Source organism: Kitasatospora acidiphila, assembly GCF_006636205.1.
Lineage (GTDB): Bacteria > Actinomycetota > Actinomycetes > Streptomycetales > Streptomycetaceae > Kitasatospora > Kitasatospora acidiphila.
Map to the genome: position 1 here is coordinate 5,504,579 of NZ_VIGB01000003.1, position 23,590 is coordinate 5,528,168.

20 protein-coding genes are annotated in these 23,590 nt (G+C 70.7%); 10 read left to right on the forward strand and 10 right to left on the reverse strand.

Features of this window, described 5'->3' with window-relative positions:
- The first annotated feature begins 23 nt into the window (after window positions 1-23).
- A complete protein-coding gene (locus E6W39_RS26215) occupies window positions 24-272 on the forward strand; it encodes an SCO4848 family membrane protein (RefSeq protein WP_141635605.1) in 249 nt (82 codons plus the stop codon).
- A gap of 86 nt (window positions 273-358) precedes the next feature.
- Here the strand turns inward: E6W39_RS26215 and E6W39_RS26220 are convergent, their stop codons facing one another.
- The 7 genes from E6W39_RS26220 to E6W39_RS26250 form a co-directional block, all read right to left on the reverse strand.
- Entirely contained in the window at window positions 359-1,120 is a 762-nt protein-coding gene (locus E6W39_RS26220; protein ID WP_407658630.1) for a succinate dehydrogenase iron-sulfur subunit, read from the reverse strand.
- A gap of 14 nt (window positions 1,121-1,134) precedes the next feature.
- Window positions 1,135-2,877: a succinate dehydrogenase flavoprotein subunit gene (gene sdhA, locus E6W39_RS26225; RefSeq protein WP_141635606.1), complete on the reverse strand. Its 1,743-nt coding sequence runs from the start codon at window positions 2,875-2,877 to the stop codon at window positions 1,135-1,137.
- Window positions 2,878-2,908: 31 nt separating this feature from the next.
- Window positions 2,909-3,400, reverse strand: a complete 492-nt coding sequence (locus E6W39_RS26230) for a succinate dehydrogenase hydrophobic membrane anchor subunit (RefSeq protein WP_141635607.1) — start codon at window positions 3,398-3,400, stop codon at window positions 2,909-2,911.
- A 6-nt stretch (window positions 3,401-3,406) separates the two neighbouring features.
- Window positions 3,407-3,787, reverse strand: coding sequence for a succinate dehydrogenase, cytochrome b556 subunit (gene sdhC / locus E6W39_RS26235; RefSeq protein WP_101381469.1), 381 nt, complete (start codon window positions 3,785-3,787; stop codon window positions 3,407-3,409).
- Window positions 3,788-4,010: 223 nt separating this feature from the next.
- Window positions 4,011-4,544 carry a 2-oxo-4-hydroxy-4-carboxy-5-ureidoimidazoline decarboxylase gene (locus E6W39_RS26240; protein ID WP_407658631.1) on the reverse strand — a complete coding sequence of 178 codons (534 nt, stop codon included), beginning with the start codon at window positions 4,542-4,544 and terminating at the stop codon, window positions 4,011-4,013.
- A gap of 321 nt (window positions 4,545-4,865) precedes the next feature.
- The gene (locus E6W39_RS26245) at window positions 4,866-6,362 is read right to left on the reverse strand and encodes an alpha/beta hydrolase (protein WP_141635608.1); all 1,497 of its coding nucleotides are present in this window, start codon (window positions 6,360-6,362) and stop codon (window positions 4,866-4,868) included.
- Entirely contained in the window at window positions 6,362-7,123 is a 762-nt protein-coding gene (locus E6W39_RS26250) for an SDR family NAD(P)-dependent oxidoreductase (RefSeq protein WP_141635609.1), read from the reverse strand. The genes E6W39_RS26245 and E6W39_RS26250 overlap by 1 nt, the downstream gene beginning before the upstream one ends.
- A 154-nt stretch (window positions 7,124-7,277) precedes the next feature.
- On the opposite strand from E6W39_RS26250, the gene E6W39_RS26255 reads away from it, so the two are divergent.
- Window positions 7,278-8,852 carry an acyl-CoA mutase large subunit family protein gene (locus tag E6W39_RS26255; RefSeq protein WP_141635610.1) on the forward strand — a complete coding sequence of 525 codons (1,575 nt, stop codon included), beginning with the start codon at window positions 7,278-7,280 and terminating at the stop codon, window positions 8,850-8,852.
- Window positions 8,853-8,928: 76 nt separating this feature from the next.
- Here E6W39_RS26255 and E6W39_RS26260 read toward each other — a convergent pair whose 3' ends face one another.
- Entirely contained in the window at window positions 8,929-11,013 is a 2,085-nt protein-coding gene (locus E6W39_RS26260; RefSeq protein ID WP_141635611.1) for a S53 family peptidase, read from the reverse strand.
- Window positions 11,014-11,514: 501 nt separating this feature from the next.
- Between E6W39_RS26260 and E6W39_RS26265 the strand changes: the two genes are divergently transcribed.
- The 7 genes from E6W39_RS26265 to E6W39_RS26295 all read left to right on the forward strand — a co-directional run bounded on the left by E6W39_RS26265 (window position 11,515) and on the right by E6W39_RS26295 (window position 20,251).
- Window positions 11,515-12,711 (forward strand): amidohydrolase, encoded by a 1,197-nt coding sequence (locus E6W39_RS26265; protein WP_141635612.1) that lies wholly within the window; start codon window positions 11,515-11,517, stop codon window positions 12,709-12,711.
- A 174-nt stretch (window positions 12,712-12,885) separates the two neighbouring features.
- A complete protein-coding gene (locus E6W39_RS26270) occupies window positions 12,886-13,950 on the forward strand; it encodes a BMP family lipoprotein (protein WP_141635613.1) in 1,065 nt (354 codons plus the stop codon).
- 346 nt (window positions 13,951-14,296) lie between these two features.
- A complete protein-coding gene (locus tag E6W39_RS26275; RefSeq protein ID WP_407658632.1) occupies window positions 14,297-15,946 on the forward strand; it encodes an ABC transporter ATP-binding protein in 1,650 nt (549 codons plus the stop codon).
- A 5-nt stretch (window positions 15,947-15,951) separates the two neighbouring features.
- Window positions 15,952-17,139, forward strand: coding sequence for an ABC transporter permease (locus E6W39_RS26280; RefSeq protein ID WP_141635614.1), 1,188 nt, complete (start codon window positions 15,952-15,954; stop codon window positions 17,137-17,139).
- A complete protein-coding gene (locus E6W39_RS41995) occupies window positions 17,136-18,407 on the forward strand; it encodes an ABC transporter permease (RefSeq protein ID WP_141635615.1) in 1,272 nt (423 codons plus the stop codon). Before E6W39_RS26280 ends, E6W39_RS41995 begins: the two co-directional genes overlap by 4 nt.
- Window positions 18,404-18,808, forward strand: coding sequence for a cytidine deaminase (locus tag E6W39_RS26290; RefSeq protein WP_141635616.1), 405 nt, complete (start codon window positions 18,404-18,406; stop codon window positions 18,806-18,808). Before E6W39_RS41995 ends, E6W39_RS26290 begins: the two co-directional genes overlap by 4 nt.
- A 165-nt stretch (window positions 18,809-18,973) precedes the next feature.
- The gene (locus E6W39_RS26295; RefSeq protein WP_141635617.1) at window positions 18,974-20,251 is read left to right on the forward strand and encodes a thymidine phosphorylase; all 1,278 of its coding nucleotides are present in this window, start codon (window positions 18,974-18,976) and stop codon (window positions 20,249-20,251) included.
- A gap of 71 nt (window positions 20,252-20,322) precedes the next feature.
- Here E6W39_RS26295 and E6W39_RS26300 read toward each other — a convergent pair whose 3' ends face one another.
- Window positions 20,323-20,889: a Uma2 family endonuclease gene (locus E6W39_RS26300; protein ID WP_141635618.1), complete on the reverse strand. Its 567-nt coding sequence runs from the start codon at window positions 20,887-20,889 to the stop codon at window positions 20,323-20,325.
- Window positions 20,886-22,313, reverse strand: coding sequence for an MFS transporter (locus E6W39_RS26305; protein ID WP_228718366.1), 1,428 nt, complete (start codon window positions 22,311-22,313; stop codon window positions 20,886-20,888). The genes E6W39_RS26300 and E6W39_RS26305 overlap by 4 nt, the downstream gene beginning before the upstream one ends.
- A 67-nt stretch (window positions 22,314-22,380) precedes the next feature.
- On the opposite strand from E6W39_RS26305, the gene E6W39_RS26310 reads away from it, so the two are divergent.
- Window positions 22,381-23,370, forward strand: coding sequence for a LysR family transcriptional regulator (locus E6W39_RS26310; RefSeq protein WP_228718367.1), 990 nt, complete (start codon window positions 22,381-22,383; stop codon window positions 23,368-23,370).
- Window positions 23,371-23,590: the final 220 nt, after the last annotated feature.

Genomic DNA, 23,590 nt, shown 5'->3' on the forward strand with positions numbered 1-23,590 from the left:
CCCACCCCGAAGGACTCACCGCCATGACGCTCAGCCGCCGCACCTCCTGGTTCCTCACCGCCTTCGGCGCCTGGTCGGTGATCATCTGGACGACCTTCGTCAAGAACCTCTGGGCGGACTCCGGCCACCAGGCCTTCACCAACGGCGACCACTCCCAGCCCACCGCCTTCTTCTGGATCCACCTGGCCCTCGCCATCACCTCCTTCATCCTCGGAGTCCTGGTCGGCCTGATCGGCCTCCGCGGCCTGCGCCCGGCCAAGGCCGCGGCCTGACGGACCGTCGGCCGCCAAGGCCGCTGAACGCCTGAGGGCCCGCCCGGTGTGAACCGGGCGGGCCCTCAGGCGTTGCTGGGGAGCCGTCAGAAGCGGCGCGTCACCAGGGCGCGCTTGACTTCCTGGATGGCCTTGGTGACCTCGATGCCACGCGGGCAGGCCTCCGAGCAGTTGAAGGTGGTGCGGCAGCGCCACACGCCCTCGCGGTCGTTGAGGATCTCCAGGCGCTGCTCGGCGCCCTCGTCACGCGAGTCGAAGATGAAACGGTGCGCGTTGACGATGGCGGCCGGGCCGAAGTACTGGCCGTCGTTCCAGAAGACCGGGCAGGACGAGGTGCACGCGGCGCACAGGATGCACTTGGTGGTGTCGTCGAAGCGCTCGCGGTCCTCGGCGGACTGCAGGCGCTCACGGGTCGGCTCGTTCCCCTTGGTGATGAGGAACGGCATCACGTCCTTGTAGGCCTGGAAGAACGGGTCCATGTCGACCACCAGGTCCTTGAGGACGGTGAGGCCCTTGATGGCCTCGATGGTGATCGGCTTTTCCGGGTTGACGTCCTTGATGAGCGTCTTGCAGGCGAGCCGGTTGCGGCCGTTGATCCGCATGGCGTCGGAACCGCAGATGCCGTGCGCGCAGGAGCGGCGGTAGGTGAGGGTGCCGTCCTGCTCCCACTTGACCTTGTTGAGGGCGTCCAGGACGCGCTCCTTGGGGTCCATGGAGAGCTGGTAGTCGACCCACACCGGGTCCGGGTGCTCCTCCGGGTTGAACCGGCGGATCCGCAGGGTCACGGTGATCAGCTGGACCGCGCCGGACTCGGCCGCGTCCAGGGCCGCCGAGTGCGGGGCGTCCATCGTGGGGGCGCTCATCAGTACTTACGCTCCATCGGCTGGTAGCGGGTCGTGACGACCGGCTTGTAGTCGAGGCGGATCGAGGTGGTGCCGTCCTCGGCAACCTCCTGGTACGCCATGGTGTGCTGCATGAACTTCACGTCGTCACGGGTCGGGAAGTCCTCGCGGAAGTGGCCACCGCGCGACTCCTGACGAGCCAGCGCGGAGACCACCAGCACCTCGGCCAGGTCGAGCAGGTTGCCCAGCTCCACGGCCTCCAGCAGGTCGGTGTTGTAGCGGAAGCCCTTGTCCTGGATCGCCACGTGCTTGTAGCGCTCGCGCAGCGCGGCGATGTCCTCGGAGGCCTGCTTCAGGGTGGCGCCGGTGCGGTAGACCATGGCGTTGACGTCCATGGTCTCCTGCAGCTCCTTGCGGATCTGCGCGACCGACTCGGTGCCGGTGGACTCGCGCAGGCCGTCGACCAGGGCCTGCACCTTCTCGGCCGGGTTGGCCGGCAGCGGCACGAACTCGGCGTTGTTGGCGTAGTCCGCGGCGGCGATGCCCGCGCGGCGGCCGAACACGTTGATGTCCAGCAGCGAGTTGGTGCCCAGGCGGTTGGCGCCGTGCACGGACACGCACGCGACCTCGCCGGCCGCGTACAGGCCCGGGACGATGTCGGTGTTGTTGCGCAGCACCTCACCCTCGACGTTGGTCGGGATGCCGCCCATCGCGTAGTGCGCGGTGGGCTGGATCGGGATCGGGTCCGTGTAGGGCTCGATGCCGAGGTAGGTGCGGGCGAACTCGGTGATGTCCGGCAGCTTGGCGTCCAGCTGCTCCGGCGGAAGGTGCGTCAGGTCCAGGTAGACGTGGTCGCCGTCGGGGCCGCAGCCGCGACCCTCGCGGATCTCGGTGTAGATCGCGCGGGAGCAGACGTCACGGGACGCGAGGTCCTTCATGACCGGCGCGTAGCGCTCCATGAAGCGCTCGCCGTCCTTGTTGCGCAGGATGCCGCCCTCGCCGCGGGCGCCCTCGGTGAGCAGGATGCCCATGCGCCAGATGCCCGTCGGGTGGAACTGGAAGAACTCCATGTCCTCCAGCGGCAGGCCGCGGCGGTAGACCAGGGCCTGGCCGTCACCGGTGAGGGTGTGGGCGTTGGAGGTCACCTTGTAGAACTTGCCGGTGCCGCCGGAGGCGAAGACCACGGCCTTGGCCTGGAAGACGTGGATCTCGCCGGTGGCCAGCTCGTAGGCCACGACGCCCGAGGTCTTGCCCTCGTTGATCAGCAGGTCGAGGACGTAGAACTCGTTGAAGAACTCCACACCCTCCTTGACGCAGTTCTGGAACAGCGTCTGGAGGATCATGTGACCGGTGCGGTCGGCCGCGTAGCAGGAGCGGCGCACGGCGGCCTCGCCGTGGTTGCGGGTGTGACCGCCGAACCGGCGCTGGTCGATCCGGCCGGCCTCGGTGCGGGAGAAGGGCAGGCCCATCTTCTCCAGGTCGAGGACCGCGTCGATGGCCTCCTTGCACATGATCTCGGCGGCGTCCTGGTCGACCAGGTAGTCACCGCCCTTGACCGTGTCGAAGGTGTGCCACTCCCAGTTGTCCTCCTCGACGTTGGCGAGGGCGGCGCACATGCCGCCCTGGGCCGCGCCGGTGTGGGACCGGGTGGGGTAGAGCTTGGTCAGTACCGCGGTGCGGCTGCGCTTGGTCGACTCGATGGCCGCGCGCATGCCGGCGCCGCCGGCGCCGACGATGACGGTGTCGTACTGATGAATCTGCATGAGTGTTGACTCGCCTCTGGTCCTGCGCCGATTAGATGTTCGGGTCGAAGGTGAAGATCACCAGGGTGCCGAGCAGGACCGTGAAGACGGTCGCGGCGCCCATCAGGCCCTTCAGCCACATCCGGGTGGAGTCCTTCTCGGCGTAGTCGTTGATGACCGTGCGCATGCCGTTGGCGCCGTGCAGCATGGCGAGCCAGAGCATCAGCAGGTCCCAGCCCTGCCAGAAGGGGGAGGCCCAGCGGCCGGCCACGAAGGCGAAGTTGATCTTCGAGACGCCGCCGTCGAGGGTCAGCATGATGATCAGGTGACCCAGGATCAGGACCACCAGCACGATGCCGGACAGGCGCATGAAGAGCCAGGCCAGCATCTCGAAGTTGGTCCGGGTGCGGCGCGGGGTCTTCTTGGTGCGGACCCGGGGCGGCTCGATCACGAACGCGTCGGCGGGGTTGCCAGTGCCCAGGCCCTTGCCGGTGTGGGCCTGCGAGGAGCCGACCAGCTCGAGGTCGGTGGTGTCAGTCGACATGCCGGATCACTTCCCGAACCAGGAGAGCAGGGTGTGCTGGAGAATCGGGTAGAACGCACCCGCCATCAGGACCACCCAGATGCCCACGACGCTCCACAGCATCTGCTTCTGGTACTTGGGGCCCTTGGACCAGAAGTCCACGGCGACGACCCGCAGACCGTTCAGCGCGTGGAACAGGATGGCGGCCGTCAGGCCGTACTCCATCAGGTTCACCAGCGGGGTCTTGTACGTGTTGATGGTCGAGTCGTACGCGTGCGGCGAGACCCGGACCAGCGCGGTGTCGAGGACGTGGACGAGAAGGAAGAAGAAGATGAGGACGCCAGTGACTCGATGAGCCACCCAGGACCACATGCCTTCTCGGCCGCGGTACAGCGTTCCAGCCGGCACGGGAAACCCTCCGGTTACGGTTGAAGGGCTCGGCCGGCTTCGGTGTCGGTCAGCCCGGCCGGGTACGGTCCACCGGCCGCGGTCATCCTATCGACGCCTCCAGGCGAACCGCCTTCGGGGGGTTTGAGTGTGATCAATCAGGCACGTCAGGGGCAAGAATTCACCCCGCCGGGTGAGGGCGGGGTGTGGGAGATGACGCGTGGGCGGCCGGATCGAGGCGGCGTCAGGAACTGCCGCTGGCGACCAGGTGCTCCAACCGGTGCAGCGCGATCCGGCGCAGCTGCTCGGCGGCGACCAGGCGCTCCTCGTCCGGCTCGTTGGCCAGCCGGGTGCGTATCGAGCTGAGCACGGTGTCCAGCATCTCCTCCGGCTCGACCCCGTCCAGGCAGACCACGAAGACATGGCCGAACCGGGCCTCGTAGGCGGCGTGCGCGGCCCGGAGCGCGGTGTGCGCGGCCTGGCTGCCGGGCGCCCGCATGCCGAGCAGCGGCTGCGGCATCCAACTCTCGTCGGCCAGCGCCTCGGCCAGATCGCTGGGGCGCAGGTCGTAGGAGGCCTCACTGGCCGCGGCGAGCAGGGAGTCCAGATCGGGGTAGGGGCGGTGGGCGGTGAGTCGCAGGGCCCAGCGGTGGCTGCCGCAGCAGGCGAGCAGCGCCTCCTCGGCGGCACCGGGGTCGGCCTCGTTGAACCGGTGCAGCCCGACTGCCGGCAGCACGGGGCGGCCGGCGGCGGTGCTGGTGGGGCGGGGTGCGGGGATGCCGACCTGATCGCGAGCGCGATCAGGAGGGGTGTCGCTGGCCAGCGGGTCCTCCTCGGGAGGGAAAGAGGGCGTCAGGATGGCGGTGAGGTCGTAACCAGCATGGATCACGGCACGGCGCGGACGAGGTCACCCGCGCGGGGTCGTGCTCCTCCCGGGCAGCGCCACCACGGTAGTTGAGCGCTCATCAGTTGGGGAGGGCGATGACCGAATTCACCCTGACGAGCTATCAAGTTGTGACCGGTGGGCTACCGGTGAACATGAGCGCGCGAAGCAAGCTCATCATTCGATGCCGTGGGGAACGGGTGGGACCGCTCCGGATCACCGGGGGCAGCTGGTCCCCTGCGCCGGCATCGTGCCGCTGACCAGGTAGGCGTCCAGCGCCCGGTCCACGCAGGAGTTGCCGCTGCCGAAGGCCGCGTGCCCCTCGCCCTGCCGGGTCAGCAGGGTGGCGTCGGCGAAGCCCTTGGCCAGGTTGACGGCCTGCTGGTACGGGGTGGCCGGGTCGTCGGTGGTGCCGATCACCAGGATCGGGGCGCTGCCCTGGGCCCGGACGGTGTGCGGCTGCTCGGTGGTCCGGTACGGCCAGTCGGCGCAGGCCGGGGTGGTCAGGTCGGCGGCCGCGGTGTCCCGGTTGAGCAGCGGGGCCTGCTGCTTGAGCTCGGCCAGCACCTTCTGCACCTGGTCCGGCGAGGGCGTCACGCTGGGCGCGTCGGCGCAGCTGATCGCGGTCTGGGCGTCGTCGGAGGCGGTGTAGTGGCCGTTCTGCCGCCCGTTGTAGGCGTCCGCGGCGGACAGCAGGGCCGAGCCGTCGCCCAGCTTCATCGCGGTGAACAGCGCCTCGCGCAGCTGCCGCCAGGCGGTGTCCTGGTCGCCGTAGAGGAAGAGGAGGGTGCCGGTCCAGCCGAGGGTCGAGGTGAGCTTGCGCCGGCCGGGGTCGCCGGTGGACAGCGGCTTGTCGCGCAGGCCGTCCAGGAAGGCGGCGGCCTGCTCCCCGGCGGCGGCCGGGTCGTCGCCCAGCGGGCACTCGTCGTGGTGGTTGGTCACGCAGTCGGTGGCGAACCGCTCCAGCGACTTCTCGAAGCCGATCTGCTGCTGCACGCTGGCGTCCAGCCGGTCGGCGGCCGGGTCGACCGCGCCGTCCAGCACCAGGCGGCCGGTGTTCTGCGGGAACTGCTCGGCGTAGAGCGCGCCCAGGTAGGTGCCGTAGGAGATGCCCAGGTAGTCGAGCTTGGGGTCGCCGAGCGCCTGGCGCAGCGCGTCCATGTCGCGCGCGGTGTTGCGGGTGCCGACGAACGGCAGCAAGCTGCCGGCCGCCCGCTCGCAGGCCGCTGCGTAGTCCTTGGCCTGCTGGGCCCGCTTGGCGGCGCGGGCCGTCGGGTCGGCCGGGTCGTCCTGCTGGTCCTGGGCGTCCCGCTGCTGGTCGGTCAGGCAGTGGATCGGTGAGCTGTCACCGGTGCCGCGCGGGTCGAAGCCGACGATGTCGAAGTGGTCGTGCAGCGGGCCGTCGAACTGTGCGGTGGAGTCCTTCACCATGGCGACGCCGGACTCGCCCGGCCCGCCCGGGTTGACGATCAGCGAGCCGACCCGGGTGGCCCGGTCGCGGGCCGGCTCCCGGATCAGTGCCAGCTGGAGGCTGTCGCCGTCCGGGTGCGCGTAGTCCAGCGGCACCCGCAGCTTGCCGCACTGCAGGCCCGAGCCGCAGGAGGTCCAGTGGATCGGGCCGTCGGGCCGGCCCGGCGCGGGCGTGCCGGGGCTGCCGGAGCAGCCGGCCAGCAGCACCGCGCCGAGCACGGCGGCCACCGCGAGGCGTCGCATCAGTCCCGGTGCACCTTGTAGTTGGAGGCCTGGGCCCGCGGCCGCACCACCAGCAGGTCGATGTTGACGTGCGAGGGGCGGGTGACCGCCCAGGCCACCGTGTCGGCGATGTCCTCCGCGGTGAGCGGGTGCGAGACGCCCTGGTAGACGGCGGCCGCCTTGGCCTCGTCGCCGCGGAACCGGGTGACGGCGAAGCCCTCCGACTTGACCATGCCCGGGGCGATCTCGATCACCCGGATCGGCTCGCCGACCAGCTCGAGGCGCAGCGTGGCGGCGATGGTGTGCGCGGCGTGCTTGGCCGCGACGTAGCCGCCGCCGCCCTCGTAGGCGGCCAGCGCGGCGGTGGAGGAGAGGATCAGCACGGTGCCGTCACCGCCGGCCCGCAGCACCGGCAGCAGCGCCTGCGTCATGTGCAGCACGCCCAGCACGTTCACCTGGTACATCGCCAGCCAGTCGGCCGGGTCGCCCTGCTCCACCGAGTCGGCGCCGAGCGCCCCACCGGCGTTGTTGACCAGGACGTCGACCTGGCCGACCTCCCGGGCGAAGGCGTCCACCGCGGCACGGTCGGTGACGTCCAGGGTGACCGCGGTCGCGGTGCCGCCGCGCGCCTCGATCTCCTTGGCGAGCTCCTCGATCCGCTCGGTGCGACGGGCGGTCAGCACCACCGAGAAGCCCTCCGCGGCCAGCCGCCGCGCCGTCGCCGCGCCGATCCCGCTGCTCGCCCCGGTGACCACCGCGACCTTCTGCCCAGCGCTGCTCATTGCCGTCCTCTCCTCGTACCCGTGTGCGGCTCCAATCATGGCAGGCGGCTGTGAGGAAGGTCCCAGAATGGGAACCTGTCGTGGTTCGAGCAGCGGCCCCTACAGTGCGTAACACCAGCTGAACAGTGATCAGCATGATCCGGAGGTTCCCCCCATGGCGCCCGAGCCACGCCGTACTGAGTCCGGCTTCTTGATCGACCCCCTCTACGGTCCCGAGCAGCCGATCGAGCGGCTCGGCGTGCCGGGGGAGTACCCCTTCACCCGCGGCGTCTACCCGTCGATGTACACCGGGCGGCCGTGGACCATGCGCCAGTACGCCGGCTTCGGCACCGCGGCGGAGTCCAACGCCCGCTACAAGCAGCTGATCGCCAACGGCACCATGGGCCTGTCGGTCGCCTTCGACCTGCCCACCCAGATGGGGTACGACTCGGACGCGCCGATCTCGGCCGGCGAGGTCGGCAAGGTCGGCGTGGCGATCGACAGCGTCGACGACATGAGCGTGCTCTTCGACGGCATCCCGCTGGGCGAGGTCTCCACCTCGATGACCATCAACGCGCCCGGCTCGCTGCTGCTGCTGCTCTACCAGCTGGTCGGCGAGTCCCAGGGGGTGGCGTCGAACAAGCTCACCGGCACCATCCAGAACGACGTGCTCAAGGAGTACATCGCCCGCGGCACCTACATCTTCCCGCCCAAGCCGAGCCTGCGGCTGATCGCGGACGTCTTCCAGTACTGCAAGGCCGAGATCCCCAAGTGGAACACCATCTCGATCTCCGGCTACCACATGGCCGAGGCCGGGGCGAACCCCGCGCAGGAGATCGCCTTCACGCTGGCCAACGGCATCGAGTACGTGCGCACCGCGGTGGCCGCCGGGATGGACGTGGACGACTTCGCGCCGCGGCTGTCGTTCTTCTTCGTCTCCCGCACCACGCTGCTCGAAGAGGTCGCCAAGTTCCGTGCCGCGCGCCGGATCTGGGCCCGGGTGATGCGTGACACCTTCGGTGCCAAGAACCCCAAGTCGCAGATGCTGCGCTTCCACACCCAGACCGCGGGCGTCCAACTCACCGCCCAGCAGCCCGAGGTGAACCTGGTCCGGGTCTCCGTCCAGGCGCTCGCCGCGGTGCTCGGCGGCACCCAGTCGCTGCACACCAACAGCTTCGACGAGGCCATCGCGCTGCCCACCGAGAAGTCCGCCCGACTGGCGCTGCGCACCCAGCAGGTGCTCGCCTACGAGACCGACATCACCGCCACCGTCGACCCGTTCGCCGGCTCCTACGTGGTGGAGGCGATGACCGACGAGCTGGAGGGCGCCGCCGTCGAACTCATCGAGAAGATCGAGGAGATGGGCGGCGCGGTGGCCGCCATCGAGAACGGCTACCAGAAGTCGGAGATCGAGCGCACCGCCTACCGGATCCAGCAGGAGACCGACTCCGGCGAGCGCACCGTGGTCGGCGTCAACCGCTTCCAGCTGGATGCCGAGGAGCCCTACGAGCCGCTCCGGGTGGACCCGGCGATCGAGGCGCAGCAGGCCGAGCGGCTGGCCCGGCTGCGCGCCGACCGCGACTCCTCGGCGGTGGAGCGGGCCCTGACCGCGCTGCGCAAGGCGGCCGAGGGCAGCAACAACGTGCTCTACCCGATGAAGGAGGCGCTGGCCGCCAAGGCCACCGTCGGCGAGGTCAGCAACGCGCTGCGGGAGATCTGGGGCACCTACACCCCGGTCGACCGGTTCTGACCGGGCCATAGGGAAAGCGGAGAGGCCCGCGACCGGATCGGTCGCGGGCCTCACGCGTTCAGGTCAACCGGGCTGACTACTCGTCACCCTGGCTGTTGTCGTCCTGGCCCTGGTTGCCGTGCAGGCCGAAGGACTTGAAGAAGCCGGTGCCCGGGGAGCCGACACCGGTCGCGGTGTCGTAGCCCTTGGCGGCCGCCAGGCCCTGGTCGGCACCGATCTTGTACAGGCGCACCTTGAGCAGGCCGCCCACGGTGCCCAGGTCCACCACGTTGCCGCGCGCGGTGTGCACCGCGGCGTCGTTGACGTCGTGGAACGCGCGGGTGCCGGCCCGGTCGTACAGCGACGGGTTGGCGAAGCCGACCGGACGGCCGCCACGGGCCTGGATCACGTCGGCCATCATCGCGGCGAACTCCGGCGAGGAGACCGAGGTGCCGCCGTAGCCGCCCTCGCTGTAGGCGCCGCCGGCCGGGGTGTAGCCGACCAGGGTGGCCGCCACCAGGTCACCGCTCATCGCGACGTCCGGGGTGGCGCGCAGCGGGGTGGCCGACTTGGTGCCGTCCGCCGCCACCGTGGAGATGCTGTCCGCGACCACGCCCTGCTGGTACCACGGCTGCGGGAAGTCCTTGGAGACACCGCCGCCGCCACCGAAGTAGAAGTTGCCGGGGAACGGGGTCCAGGACTGCTGGTCGGTCGAGAGCACCGAGCGGCGGTCGCCCATCGAGACCTCGTGGCCGTAGCTGCCGGACTTGTCCTTCAGCTCCAGCGCGGTGCCGCCGACGCCGGTGATCCACGGCGAGGCCGAGGGCCACTGGGTCTGCGCCTGGTTGGTGTCGGCCTGGCAGTTGACGCCGGTCGCGGCGGCGGTCGGCGAGTTGTCGCCGCAGTCGCCGGCGGAGGCCATGAAGGTGATGCCCTCGGCCGCGCCGCGCTCCAGCGCCTGGTTGTCGGCCGCGATCACGCCCGGGTCGAGGTCACCGCTCTTGCCGTGCATGATCTCGCCCCAGGAGTTGGAGACGATGTCGGCCAGGTGGTTGTCCACGATCTTGTTCAGCGCGGCGGTCAGGTCCTGGTCGTAGCAGGAGTTGGCGCCGACGTAGACCACGTTGGCGTCCGGCGCCAGGCCGTGCACCATCTCGACGTCCAGCGACTCCTCGCCCGACCAGTCGCCGCAGTCGGCCTGGTGCTGCCACTGGTCCGGGGTGACGACCTCGGAGTACTGGCCCGGGGCGAACGGCTGGTCACCGTGCGCGGTGGCGAAGTGGTTGGCGTCCGCCTGCATGGTGCCCAGCGCGTAGGCGTCCACGATGGCGACCCGGGCGCCCTTGCCGGTCAGGCCGGACTTGGTGACGCCGTACGCCTTGCGCAGCTGGCTCGGCACGTAGGAGCAGGGGGCGAACGGCTCGTTCTTCTCGTAGCCCTGCGGAGCGCCGTAGGCGATCTTGGAGCCGAAGCCGTTGTCCGAGCAGGTCGCGACGGTCGGCAGCGAGGTCTGCGGGGCGGCGTTCGCGGCCTTGGCGCCGGACTGGCCGGTGGCCTCGGCGGCGGCCTGCGAGACGGCGTTCGAGGAGGCCTTCTGCACCGAGTCGGCCAGGCCCGAGACGGCCGCCACGTCGGCGGCGACCTGGGCCGGGACCACGGCGTCGGCGGCCGGCGCCTTGTGCACGCCGTCCGGGGTGCGGTAGTTGCGGAACTGGGTGCCCAGCGCCCGGGTCAACTGGTCGGTGGTGCCGTTGACCTGGATGTAGTGCTGGTTGGTCTCGCTGATGGTCAGACCGGAGTCGGTCAGCCACTGGCTGACGGCCTTGACCTGCTCAGGGCTGGTGCCGAACCGGGACTGCACCTGGTCGGCCGACAGGAACTGGCCGAACTGCGGCGAGTTCGGGTCGGAGACGGCCTTGGCGAAGGCGTCCAGGCCGGCCTGGTCGCGGCCGGCCAGGTAGACCCGGGCGGTGGCGGCGGTGCCCGCGGGCACGGCGCCGGCGTCGGCCTGCTGGGTGGCCCAGTCCGGGTGGGTGCCCGGCAGCGCCTTGGCGGCGACGGGCCCGGTCGGGCCGGGGTCGGCGATCGCCGGGGAGGCGACCGCGACCGTTCCCAGGACGAGGGCGGCGGCGGCCGGGGCCGCCACGGTTATCCGGGAGAGCCGGCTGCGATTGGCTGGCACGTGGGTTCCCCACTCTCACTTGGGTCACCTCGTCTGCGGGGGCAGCGGGTGACTGCGCCGTGGCCGCACTTTGTAGGCGCTGCCGGACGCGGGCAGGACGGATCGCCCCGGCGACCGGGCTCCTGAAGGAGGGTCGGCGGTGCGGAGTTTGACTGTGCGGACGTTGTCTATTCGTTCGAATGGCCGAAGCTCAAGACTTCGCCTGAACTTTTTGCCAGTACATGACCTAGCCGTCCGCATCCCGATACGCACCGGCCACCCCCTCGTGGTGCGCCCGCCATCCCGTACTGCCGGGCCCGTTGACCAGCCGTTACCTGAGGGGTTCCTACTCGTTGCACAGGTTCATCAACCGGGGCGTCCGCGCGTGAAGGAGGCGGCTGAAACGTGACGTCATACCCACCCGTCGGCCGCGTATGCGTGGAATCCCGGCGAGATTCGGCCGAAGTGCGGCCAAACCCGGCTCCGCACCATAGGCTTGCTGAGGTGAACGATCCTCAGACAATGACGCTCCGTTCGCGGGTGGCGGCGCTGGAGGCCGAGCTGGTGGCCTTCCGCCGCGATCTGCACCGCCACCCCGAGCTGGGCCGTCAGGAGTTCCGCACCACGGGCAAGTTGACGGACCGTCTGACCGCGGCGGGTCTGACGCCCCAGCTGCTGCCCGGCGGCACCGGGCTGATCGTCGACCTGGTCCCGCCCACCGCCGCCCCCGGCACCCCGATGGTCGCCTTCCGGGCCGACATCGACGCGCTGCCCATCGACGACGCCAAGAGCGAGGCGCCGTACCGCTCCACCGTCCCCGGGGTGACCCACGCCTGCGGGCACGACGTGCACACCACGGTGCTGCTCGGCACCGCGCTGGTGCTGGCCGAGGCGCTGCGCGACGGGCGGCTGATCCAGCCGGTGCGGCTGATCTTCCAGCCCGCCGAGGAGGTGATGCCCGGCGGCGCGCTGGACGTGATCGCGGCCGACGGGATGGCCGGGGTCGGGCGGATCTTCGCGGTGCACTGCGACCCCAAGGTGACGGTCGGTCGGATCGGCCTGCGCACCGGCGCCATCACCTCGGCCGCCGACGCGGTGCTGCTGCGCCTGGACGGCCCCGGCGGCCACACCGCCCGCCCGCACCTCACCACCGACCTGGTCACCGCGGTCGCCAGGCTGGCCGCAGACCTGCCCGGCGCGCTGGCCCGCCGGATGGACCCGCGCTGGGGCGTCTCGCTGGTCTGGGGCCGGATCGAGTCCGGCTCGGCCCCCAATGTGATCCCGCAGCACGCCGAGCTGGAGGGCACGGTGCGCTGCCTGGAGCTGGCCGGCTGGCACGAGGCGCCGGACCTGCTGCACGAGCTCGTCAGCAAGATGGCCGAGACCTACCTGGCGAAGGTCAGCCTGGACTACCGGCGCGGGGTCCCGCCGGTGGTGAACGAAGCAGTGTCCATCGCCCAGTTGGAAACGGCGATGACGCGTCAGTTCGGTGCCCAGGGTGAAGAAGTCGTGGAGCCGACCGAGCAGTCGCTCGGTGGTGAGGACTTCTCCTGGTACCTGGAGCACGCGCCGGGTGCGCTGGCCCGGCTCGGGGTCCGCGCGCCGGACGAGACCCAGGTGCGTGACCTGCACCAAGGCCGGTTCGATGTGGACGAGCGCGCGATCGGGATCGGGGTCGAGCTGTTCGCCTCACTGGCGCTGGAGCATGCGGAGGTATAGGGGGAATCCCGTGGGACACTGGGGGCGCTTTGCGGTGTTCACTGCCGCGACGCGCCCCGTGCCACGGTTTGATAACAACCCCAATGGCCCGCCGCCCCGTAATACAACCGTGTTCTACGCGCGTTACGGTGGCGTCCGACCACGCCAAACGGGTGTGTAGAAGGAGATATTCCCTTGCGCCGTTCAGTAAAGCTCGCCGCGGTGGTGCTCTCGGGTTCCCTGGGCATCGCCTCGCTCGCCGCTTGCGGCGCAAAGAGCACCAGCACCTCTTCTTCCGCCAGTGGCGGCGGCTCCGGCATCAAGGTCGGTATGGCCTACGACGTCGGCGGCCGTGGCGACCAGGGCTTCAACGACTCGGCCGCGGCCGGCCTGGACAGGGCCAAGACGGACTTCGGCATCACCGCCAACGAGGCCGAGGCCAAGAACGGTGAGTCCGACTCCGACAAGCAGGCCCGTCTGGAGCAGCTGGTCACCGCCGGTTACAACCCGATCATCGCGGTCGGCTTCGTGTACCAGCCCGCGGTCGAGAAGGTCGCCAAGGAGCACCCGAACGTCAAGTTCGCGATCATCGACTCCGACTCGCCGACCCAGCCGTCCAACGTGACCTCGCTGGAGTTCACCGAGCAGCAGAGCTCGTACCTGGCCGGTATCGCCGCCGCCCTGAAGACCCAGAAGAAGCAGGTCGGCTTCATCGGTGGCGTGCAGTCCGAGCTGATCAAGAAGTTCGAGGCCGGCTACCGGGCCGGTGTGGCCTCCGTCGACCCGAACATCAAGGTCGACGTCACCTACCTGACCACCCCGCCGGACTTCACCGGCTTCAGCGACCCGGCCAAGGGCAAGTCCGCCGCGCAGGGCCAGCTGGACAAGGGCGACGACGTGATCTACACCGCCGCCGGCGCCTCCGGCACCGGTGCGATCCAGGCCGTGGCCGCCAAGCCGGGCACCTGGGCCATCGGTGTCGACTCCGACCAGGCCAAGCAGACCGCGCTGGCCGCCTACAAGAACCAGATCCTGACCTCTGCGCTGAAGAACGTGGACACCGCGGTGTACTCGTACATCCAGAGCGTCAAGAACGGCACGCCGGAGACCGGCATCCAGCGCTTCGACCTGAAGTCGGGCGGTGTCGGCCTGGCCACCACCGGCGGCCACATCGACGACATCAAGGCCAAGCTGGACGCTGCCACCCAGCAGATCGTCTCCGGTACGACCCAGATCCCGACCGCTCCGTCGGCCGGCTGATCCGGATCTGCCCAGCAGTAGCACTCAGCAGTAGGTAGCAAGGGAGGGGCCCGGTGGGTCGCGCGTGAGCGCACTCCGCCGGGCTTCTCCCGTCTCCGCCTCTTCCCCGGCGCGCCGCGTGTTCCCGTCGGCAGCGCACTCAACCCGGCCCTCCCCGGCGCAAGGACGCGCCCGCCACCACCAGGAGATCGCCATCAGCGCATCCACCCCTTCCCTGCGCAAGGGAGGTAACCCCGGCGCCGGGGCCGCGGCCGTCGAGCTGCGCGGCATCACCAAGCGCTTCCCCGGCGTCGTGGCGAACCACGACATCAACCTGACCGTGCGCACCGGCACCGTGCACGCCCTGATGGGCGAGAACGGCGCCGGCAAGTCGACCCTGATGAAGATCCTCTACGGCATGCAGAAGCCGGACGAGGGCACCATCGCCATCAACGGTGAGCAGGTCGAGTTCGCCACCCCGGGTGACGCCATCGCCCGCGGCATCGGCATGGTCCACCAGCACTTCATGCTGGCCGACAACCTGACCGTGCTGGAGAACGTGGTCCTCGGCGGCGAGAAGTTGTTCGGCATCGGCGCCAAGGCCAAGGCGAAGATCAAGGAGATCTCCGACCAGTACGGCCTCGGGGTCCGCCCGGACGTCCTGGTCGAGGACCTCGGCGTGGCCGACCGGCAGCGCGTCGAGATCCTCAAGGTGCTCTACCGCGGCGCCCGGATCCTGATCCTGGACGAGCCCACCGCGGTGCTGGTGCCCCAGGAGGTGGACGCGCTCTTCGACAACCTGCGGGAGCTCAAGGCCGAGGGCGTCACCGTCATCTTCATCTCGCACAAGCTGCACGAGGTGCTCTCGGTGGCCGACGCGATCTCGGTGATCCGCCGCGGCACCACGGTCGGCGACGCCGACCCCCAGACCGTGACGGCCCGCCAGCTCGCCGAGCTGATGGTCGGCAGCGAGCTGCCCAGCCCGGAGAGCCGCGAGTCCACGGTCACCGACACCGAGATGCTCAAGGTCGAGGGCCTGCGGATCGCCAAGCCGGATGCCGAGGGCATCGAGCGCGTGGTGCTGGACGACATCTCGCTGACCATCCGCAAGGGCGAGGTGCTCGGCGTCGCCGGTGTCGAGGGCAACGGCCAGGCCGAACTGGTCGAGGCCATCATGGGCATGCTGCCGCTGGACGCCGGCACCGTGGTGCTGGACGGCCAGGAGCTGACCGGCAAGCTCACCCGGGCCCGCCGCGAGGCCGGCATCGGCTACGTCCCGGAGGACCGGCACCGGCACGGCCTGCTGCTGGAAGCCCCGCTCTGGGAGAACCGGATCCTCGGCCACGTCACCGAGGCGCCCAACTCCAAGGGCGTCCTGCTCGACCCGGCCGCGGCCCGCCGCGACACCGAGCGGATCGTGCGCGAGTACGACGTCCGCACCCCGGGCATCGAGGTCACCGCGGCCTCGCTCTCCGGCGGCAACCAGCAGAAGCTGATCGTCGGCCGCGAGATGAGCCACGACCCCAAGCTGCTGATCGCCGCCCACCCGACCCGTGGCGTGGATGTCGGCGCCCAGGCGCAGATCTGGGGCCAGATCCGGGCGGCCCAGCGGGAGGGTCTGGCGGTGCTGCTGATCTCCGCCGACCTGGACGAGCTGATCGGCCTCTCCGACACCATCCGGGTGATCTACCGCGGCCGCCTGGTCGCGGACGCCGACCCGGCCACCGTGACCGCCGAGGACCTCGGCACCGCGATGACCGGTGCGGCCGCCGGCCACATCGAGTCCGACGAGGAGGCGCTCGTCGAGGCGGCGGTCGTCGCCGACGAGGAGCACGGCCGGCTCCACGTTCCGCTGGAGGACGCGATCACCGAGGCCGCCGGCGAGGAGACCGCTGGCGAGACCGCCGCCGGCGAGGACACCGCCGGCGAAGACGCCACCGACAGCGACACTGACAGCGCCGCTGATAGCGCCACCACCACCGACACCGCCGGCGACGACGCCCAGGCGGGGGAGTGACCGAGATGACCACTTCGACCGAACCCTCCCCCAGCCTCCCGCCGGGCGGGGCCTCCAGGCGCGGCTGGCTCCGGCGGATCGACCGCGAGCGGCTGCTGCTGGCCATCGCGGCACCCGTGCTGGCCGTCATCGTCTCGGTGGCGCTCTGCTCGCTGCTGCTCGCCGTCGCCGGGTACAACCCCGGCGAGGCGTTCCGGCTGATGTCCACCTACGGCTTCGCCTCCGATGGGCAGGTGGCGATCCTCAACAAGGCGACCACCTACTACATCGCCGGTGTCGCGGTGGCCTTCGGCTTCCGGATGAACCTGTTCAACATCGGTGCCGACGGCCAGTACCGGCTCGCCGCGCTGTTCGCCGCCTTCGTCGGCGGCGCGGTGGACCTGCCGTCGTTCATCGAGATCCCGCTGGTGCTGATCACCGCCATGCTGGTCGGCGGCCTGTGGGCGGCCATCGCCGGTGTCCTCAAGGTCACCCGCGGGGTCAGCGAGGTGATCTCGACGATCATGCTGAACGCGATCACCACCGGTGTCATCGGCCTGCTGCTGGTGCCCGGCCGTTTCGCGCCGAGCGTCAGCAGCGGCAGCAGCAACAGCATCCAGACCAAGATGATGGCCCCGTCCAGCAACTTCTTCACCTTCAGCACCATGGGCGGCCAGCTCTACGGCTTCATCATCATCGCGGTGGTGATCGGTGTGCTGTTCCAGCTGACCCTGAGTCGCACCCGGTTCGGCTTCGACCTGCGGGCCACCGGGCGCTCCGAGGAGGCGGCCGGCGCCAGCGGCGTCAACGTCAAGCGCATGGTGCTGACCAGCATGTGCGTCTCTGGTGCGCTGGCCGGTCTGATCGGCATGCCGGACCTGCTGTCCGCGGACACCGGCCACTACTTCGGTCAGAGCTTCCAGGCCGGTATCGGCTTCACCGGCATCGCGATCGCACTGCTCGGCCGCAACACCCCGGTCGGCATCGCCTTTGCGACGCTGCTCTGGGCCTTCCTGGACGCCACCGCCGGGCAGCTGTCGACGAACAACTTCCCGCCGGAGATCATCGACGTCATGAAGGGCACCATCGTCATCTGCGTGGTCGTCGCCTACGAGCTGGTCCGCCGCTTCGGGCTGAAGCGCCAGCAGCAGAAGGTCGGCGCCCAGCTCGCCGCTCAGGCCGCCGCGGCGGCGAAGAAGGAGGTGGCGGCATGAGCACCGCGACCGAGACCCGTCCCAAGCCGGCCGGCAAGGCGCCGGCCAAGGGCGCCAAGAAGCTCTCCTGGCCGATCGTGCTGCTGCTGTCGGCCGGTGCCCTGGTGCTGTTCTCGGTGGTCGGCATGATCACCGGGAACCACAGCCTGACCTCCTCCGGCCAGGTCTCCGCCGCGCTCGGCGCCGCAGTGCCGATCGGCATGGCCGGCCTCGGCGGCCTCTGGTCCGAGCGGGCCGGCGTGGTCAACATCGGCCTCGAAGGCATGATGGTGGCCGGCACCTTCGCCGGCGCCTGGACCGGCTACCTGGTCAACCCCTGGGTCGGCCTGCTGGCCGGCATGGCGGCGGGCGCGCTCGGCGGCCTGCTGCACGCGGTGATCACGGTCGGCTTCGGCGTCGACCACATCGTCTCCGGTGTCGGCATCAACCTGCTGATCCCCGGTCTGTGCCTGTACATCAACCGGATCTACTACACGGACTACATCAGCGCCGGTGCCGGTGCCTCCAAGTCCCCGCCGACCCAGCCGCTGCCGTTCATCACCGTGCAGCACCTGTCGCAGTGGCTGGACAGCGTCGAGGGCCACCACTGGTTCCTGATCTCGGACCTGGCCGGCGTGGTCGGCGGTCTGGTCACCAACCTCTCGGTGGTCACGCTGATCGCGGCCGCCCTGCTGGTCGCCAGCTACTTCATCCTGTGGCGGACCACCTTCGGCCTGCGGCTGCGCTCCTGCGGTGAGAACCCGACCGCCGCCGAGTCGCTGGGCGTCAACGTCTACAAGTACAAGTACATCGCGGTGATCGCCTCCGGTGGCTTCGCCGGCCTGGGCGGTGCCTACCTGTCGATGGTCGCGGCCAACGTCTTCCAGGACGGGCAGACCGGCGGCCGCGGCTACATCGGTCTGGCCGCGATGATCTTCGGTAACTGGCTGCCCGGCGGGCTGGCCACCGGCGCGGGCCTGTTCGGCTTCACCGACAGCCTGCAGCTGCGCGACCCGAGCTCGGTGCACGTGCTGCTGCTGGTCGTCTCGATCGTCCTGGCGCTGCTGGGCCTGTGGAACCTGTACCGCCGCAAGTGGGTCGGTGCCGCGGTCACCCTGGTGGCGTCCGGTGCGCTGGCGCTCTGGTACGCCTCCACCAGCACCGTGGAGCGTCCGCTGATCGTGGCCTCGCCGTACGTCATCACCCTGGTGGTGCTGGCGCTCTCGGCCCAGCGGCTGCGCCCGCCGAAGGCGGACGGCCAGATCTACCGCAAGGGCCAGGGCAAGTGACGGCGGCTCAGGATGCGGCGGCGATCGACTGGGAGCGGCTGCGGGCCGCGGCCCGGGACGCGATGTCCCGGGCCTACGCCCCCTACAGCAAGTACCCGGTCGGCGCTGCGGCGCTGGTCGACGACGGTCGGGTGGTGACCGGCTGCAACGTGGAGAACGCCTCCTACGGCCTCGGCCTGTGCGCCGAGTGCGGGCTGGTCTCGGCGCTGTACGCCAGCGGTGGCGGCCGACTGGTCGCATTCACCTGTGTGGACGGCGCCGGGGAGCCGCTGATGCCGTGCGGCCGCTGCCGCCAGCTGCTCTGGGAGCACGGCGGTCCTGAACTGCTGGTCGAACTCCCCAGCGGGATCAAGCCGATGACCGAGGTGCTGCCCGACGCCTTCGGTCCGGAGCGGCTGTAGTTCCGGAACGGCTGTAGCCGGGCCGGTTGTCGTCGGACCGGTTGTAGTCAGCAGTACTGTGACGCGCGTAGAGTGACGCGTGGGGCGGCCGAGCAGTGGCCGCCCCACGCGTTCCTCGCTTTTCGGGGTCCTGGAGGGCCCCCTTCCTTCCCCTGGAGCCAAGCCATGGACGTCATCTCCGTCATCCGCGCCAAGCGCGACCGCCAGGAGCTGACCGATGATCAGATCGACTGGGTGATCGACGCCTACACCCGCGGCGCCGTGGCCGACGAGCAGATGTCCGCACTGGCCATGGCGATCCTGCTGAACGGGATGAACCTGCGCGAGATCAGCCGCTGGACCGACGCGATGATCCGCTCCGGCGTCCGGATGGACTTCTCCGGGCTCAGCCTGCCCACCAGTGACAAGCACTCCACCGGCGGCGTCGGCGACAAGATCACCCTGCCGCTGGCCCCGCTGGTGGCCGCCTGCGGTGCCGCCGTGCCGCAGCTCTCCGGGCGCGGCCTCGGCCACACCGGCGGCACCCTGGACAAGCTGGAGTCGATCCCCGGCTGGCGGGCGCTGCTCTCCAACGAGGAGATGCTCCAGGTGCTGGGCGACACCGGCGCGGTGATCTGCGCGGCCGGTGACGGGCTGGCCCCCGCCGACAAGAAGCTCTACGCGCTGCGTGATGTCACCGGCACCGTCGAGGCGATCCCGCTGATCGCCTCCTCGATCATGTCCAAGAAGATCGCCGAGGGCACCGGGGCACTGGTGCTGGACGTCAAGGTCGGCTCCGGGGCCTTCATGAAGAACCTGGCGGACGCCCAGGAGCTGGCCCGCACCATGGTCGGCCTGGGCCGCGGCGCCGGGGTCAACACGGTGGCGCTGCTCACCGACATGTCCACCCCGCTCGGCCTGACCGCCGGCAACGCCCTCGAGGTCCGCGAGTCGGTCGAGGTGCTGGCCGGCGGCGGCCCCGCCGACGTGGTGGAGCTGACCGTCGCGCTCGCCCGGGAGATGCTGGCCGCCGCCGGCGTGCACGGCAAGGACCCGGCCGAGGCCCTGCGGGACGGATCCGCGATGGACCACTGGCGCCGCATGATCAGCGCGCAGGGCGGCGACGTGGACGCGCCGCTGCCGGTCGCCAAGGAGCAGCACGTGATCGCGGCCCCGGCCACCGGCGTGCTGACCGCCCTCGACGCCTACGCGGTCGGCGTCTGCGCCTGGCGCCTCGGCGCCGGCCGGGCCCGCAAGGAGGACCCGGTGCAGGCCGGAGCGGGCGTCGAGATGCACGCCAAGCCGGGCGACACCGTCACAGCCGGCCAGCCCCTGCTGACCCTGCACACCGACACCCCCGAGCGCTTCGACTACGCCATCGAGGCCCTGGCCGGCGGCATCGAGGTCTCCCCGGTGGGCACCGAGTACACCCGCACGCCGCTGATCCTGGACCGGATCGGCTGAGCACGCCGACGGCCCGGTGCGTCCCCGCGGCGCACCGGGCCGTCGAGGCGGTGAGAGCCGCCGCGGCTCGGTCAGGTGGTCCCCGGGCCGTACGTCATGAGCTCGCTGGTGTCGATCGTCCACGGGCCGACGGTGACCTGGTCGCCGAAGGTGAACTTCTCGCGGGAGGCGTACTTCGGCTCGGAGTGCACGATGCCGGTGCCGTCGCGCGGGTCGACCAGGAGGTAGTGCGGGATGCCCATGGCGGCGTAGTCGCGGACCTTGTTCTCGTAGTCGTTCTCGGGGTTCGACTTGGAGACGATCTCCACGACCAGCAGCACCTCCTGAGGCAGGAGCGCCGGCCCCTCGCCTCGCAGGGTCGCCTCCGGAAAGACCATCAGATCCGGCCGCCGGAGTCGGCCGAGGCCGCTGTCCTCCAGATCCGCGCCCGCATAAGCGATGTACCCCGAATGGGTGTCCGGCAGTTGGGCGTTGAGTTGCCGCGCGAGCCGGAAGATCGCGTATTCGTGCCGCTTGACCGGCGACATCATCATGACGATCTGGCCGTCAGCGATCTCTATGGCTCCTATCCCCGGCACCTGCGGCAGCTGGTCGGCGATCTCGCGGAGCCGGGCGAACGTCGCGGCGTCGATGCTCATGCCGGAAGCGTACCCACGCCCGCCGACCGCCGGGCTGCGATCGCCTGCCGGGTCGCGTAGAGGGTGACGCCCGCCGCGAGGGCCATCGCGGTGAGGCCGACCGCCGCCGACCCCGGCCAGCCGACGGCGTGGTAGGCGTCGGCGCCCAGGGTGCCGCCGAGGCTGTTGCCCAGGTAGTAGGCGATCAGGTAGAGGGCGGAGGCCTGGGCGCGGCCGTGGGTAGCGGTGCGGCCGACGGCGGACGAGGCGGTGGCGTGGCCGGCGAAGAAGCCGGCGGTGATCAGCACCAGGCCGAGCAGGGCGCCGGTCAGTGAGTCGGTGAGGGAGAGCAGCAGGCCCGCGGTGGTGCAGCCGATCGCGGTGTAGAGCGCACCGCGGCGCCCGAGCCGGGCGGCCAGCCGACCTGCGCCGGCCGAGGAGGCGGTGCCGACCAGGTAGACCACGAAGATCGAGGCGGCCACCGACTGCGGCAGGTGGAAGGGTGCGGCGATCAGCCGGAAGCCGACGGTGTTGTAGACCGCGCCGAAGACCGCCATGAAGAGCAGGCCCAGACCGTAGAGCCGCAGCAGCAGCGGGTTGCGCAGATGGGAACCGACGGTGCGGCGCAGCGCCCGGGCGTCGACCGGGGAGCGGCGGAAGTGCCGCGCGGGCGGGATCAGCAGCCGGAACGCGACGGTGGCGGCCAGCGCCAGCAGGGCCGAGGAGACCAGGCCCCAGCGCCAGCCCCAGGCGGCGGCGGACCAGCCGGCGACCAGCCGTCCGCCCATGCCGCCGATGCTGTTGCCGGCCACATAGAGCCCCATCGCGGAGGCCAGGGCGCTCGGGTGCACCTCTTCGGCCAGGTAGGCCATCGCGGTGGCGGGCAGCCCGGCCAGTGCCGCGCCCTGGATGGCGCGCAGGGCGACCAGGGTGGTGAGGTCGGGGGCGAACGGCAGCGCGACGGCGATCAGTGAGGCGGCCGCCATCGAGCCGGTCATCACCGCGGTGCGGCCGAACCGGTCGGACAGCGCGCTGGCCGGCAGCAGGCCGAGCGCCAGACCCAGGGTGGCGGCGGAGGCGGTCCAGCTGGCCTGACCGGGGGTCAGCGAGAGGTCGGCGGCGAGCAGCGGCAGCAGGCCCTGGGTGGAGTAGAGCAGGACGAAGGTGGCGATACCGGCGGCGAAGAGCGCCAGGTTGGAGCGGCGGAAGTCGCGCTGCCCGGGCAGCAGGCGGGTGTCGGCCTGCGGGGGTGCGGCAGCCTGCGGGGTCCCATCGGTCTCCGGGGTCCCACCGGTGTGTGGGGTCCCACCGGCCTGCGGGGTCCCAACGGTGTGTGGGGTCCCATCGGTCTGTGGGGCGGCGGAGGTTGGCGTAGGGGCGACGGCGGGGGTTGGGGCGGCATCCGGCGCGCTGGCGGCGAATGCCCCGGTATCGGCGGAGGGCATGCCATAGAACGTAGCTTCGGTCCATTCCATGCGTCCAATACATGAATGGGCGATAATCAATGCTGTGATGCATGAGCGGTCCCAGTCGGCGTCGGCCCAGTCCGCGTTGGCCCAGCCTTCGTTGGCCCAGCCTTCGTTCGAGCTCGGCCCCGATGCCCCGGGCGTCATCCTGGCGCCCCGGCTGGCCCAGTTCGCCGCCGTGGCGCGACTGGAGCACATCACCCGGGCCGCGGAGGAACTGGGCATGCCGCAGCCCACGCTGTCCCGAGCGATCGCCCGGTTGGAGGCGGAGCTGGGGGTCGCCCTGCTGGCCCGGCAGGGCCGCGCGGTGCGGCTGACCAGGGCGGGTCGGCTGCTGCTCGACGCGGTCGAGCGGGCGCTGGCCGAGCTGGACCGGGGCGCGGCGGCGATGCTGGCCGAGACCGACCCGGCGAGCGGCCGGGTGGCCTTCGGGTTTCTCCACACCATGGGGACGGATGCGGTCCCGGCGCTGCTGCGCGGCTTCAGGGCCGACCATCCGGGGGTGAGGTTCCAACTGGTGCAGGACTATGTGGCGGCGATGCTGGAACGGCTGCGCGCCGGTGAGCTGGACCTCTGCCTGGTCTCGCCGATTCCGTCCGAGCCCGAGTTGACGGCCCGCCAACTGGACGAGCAGCAGCTTTACTTGGCGGTTCCGGCCGACCACCGGCTGGCGGTGCGGCGGCGGATCCGGCTGGCGGAGGCGGCGGAGGAGCCGTTCGTCGCGGTGGAGTACGGCTACGGGCTGCGCACCATCACGGACGAGTTCTGCGCCCAGGCCGGCTTCACTCCGCGGATCGCCTTCGAGGGTGAGGACACCGAGACGCTGCGCGGCTTGGTCGCGGCCGGGCTCGGGGTGGCGCTGCTGCCGCCGGGTCTGGTGCCGCGGCCCGGGGTGGTCGAGCTGGCGGTGACGGCGCCGCGCACCCGGCGGGCGATCGGGCTCGCCTGGGTGACCGGCCGGCCGCTGCCGCCGCCAGCCGAGGCGTTCCGCGACTTCGTGCTCGCTCGGCGGGGGCGGTTGTTGGATCACGGGTGACGGGGCGAGGGTTAATAATGCCCATTATTGCAGCCTGCTTGTCGCGGCGTGGGGTGCGCGAGTGGGTTGTTAATAATGGGCATTATTAGCGCCCACTGCCGGTTTGGGTGAGGCGCCGGGCCCCGGCGTGGGCGGGGTTCCAGGCTGGGGGCAGATAGCGGTTCAGGAAATGCTAATGGCCATTATTAATGAGCCGCATTAATAATGGCCAATACCGGCA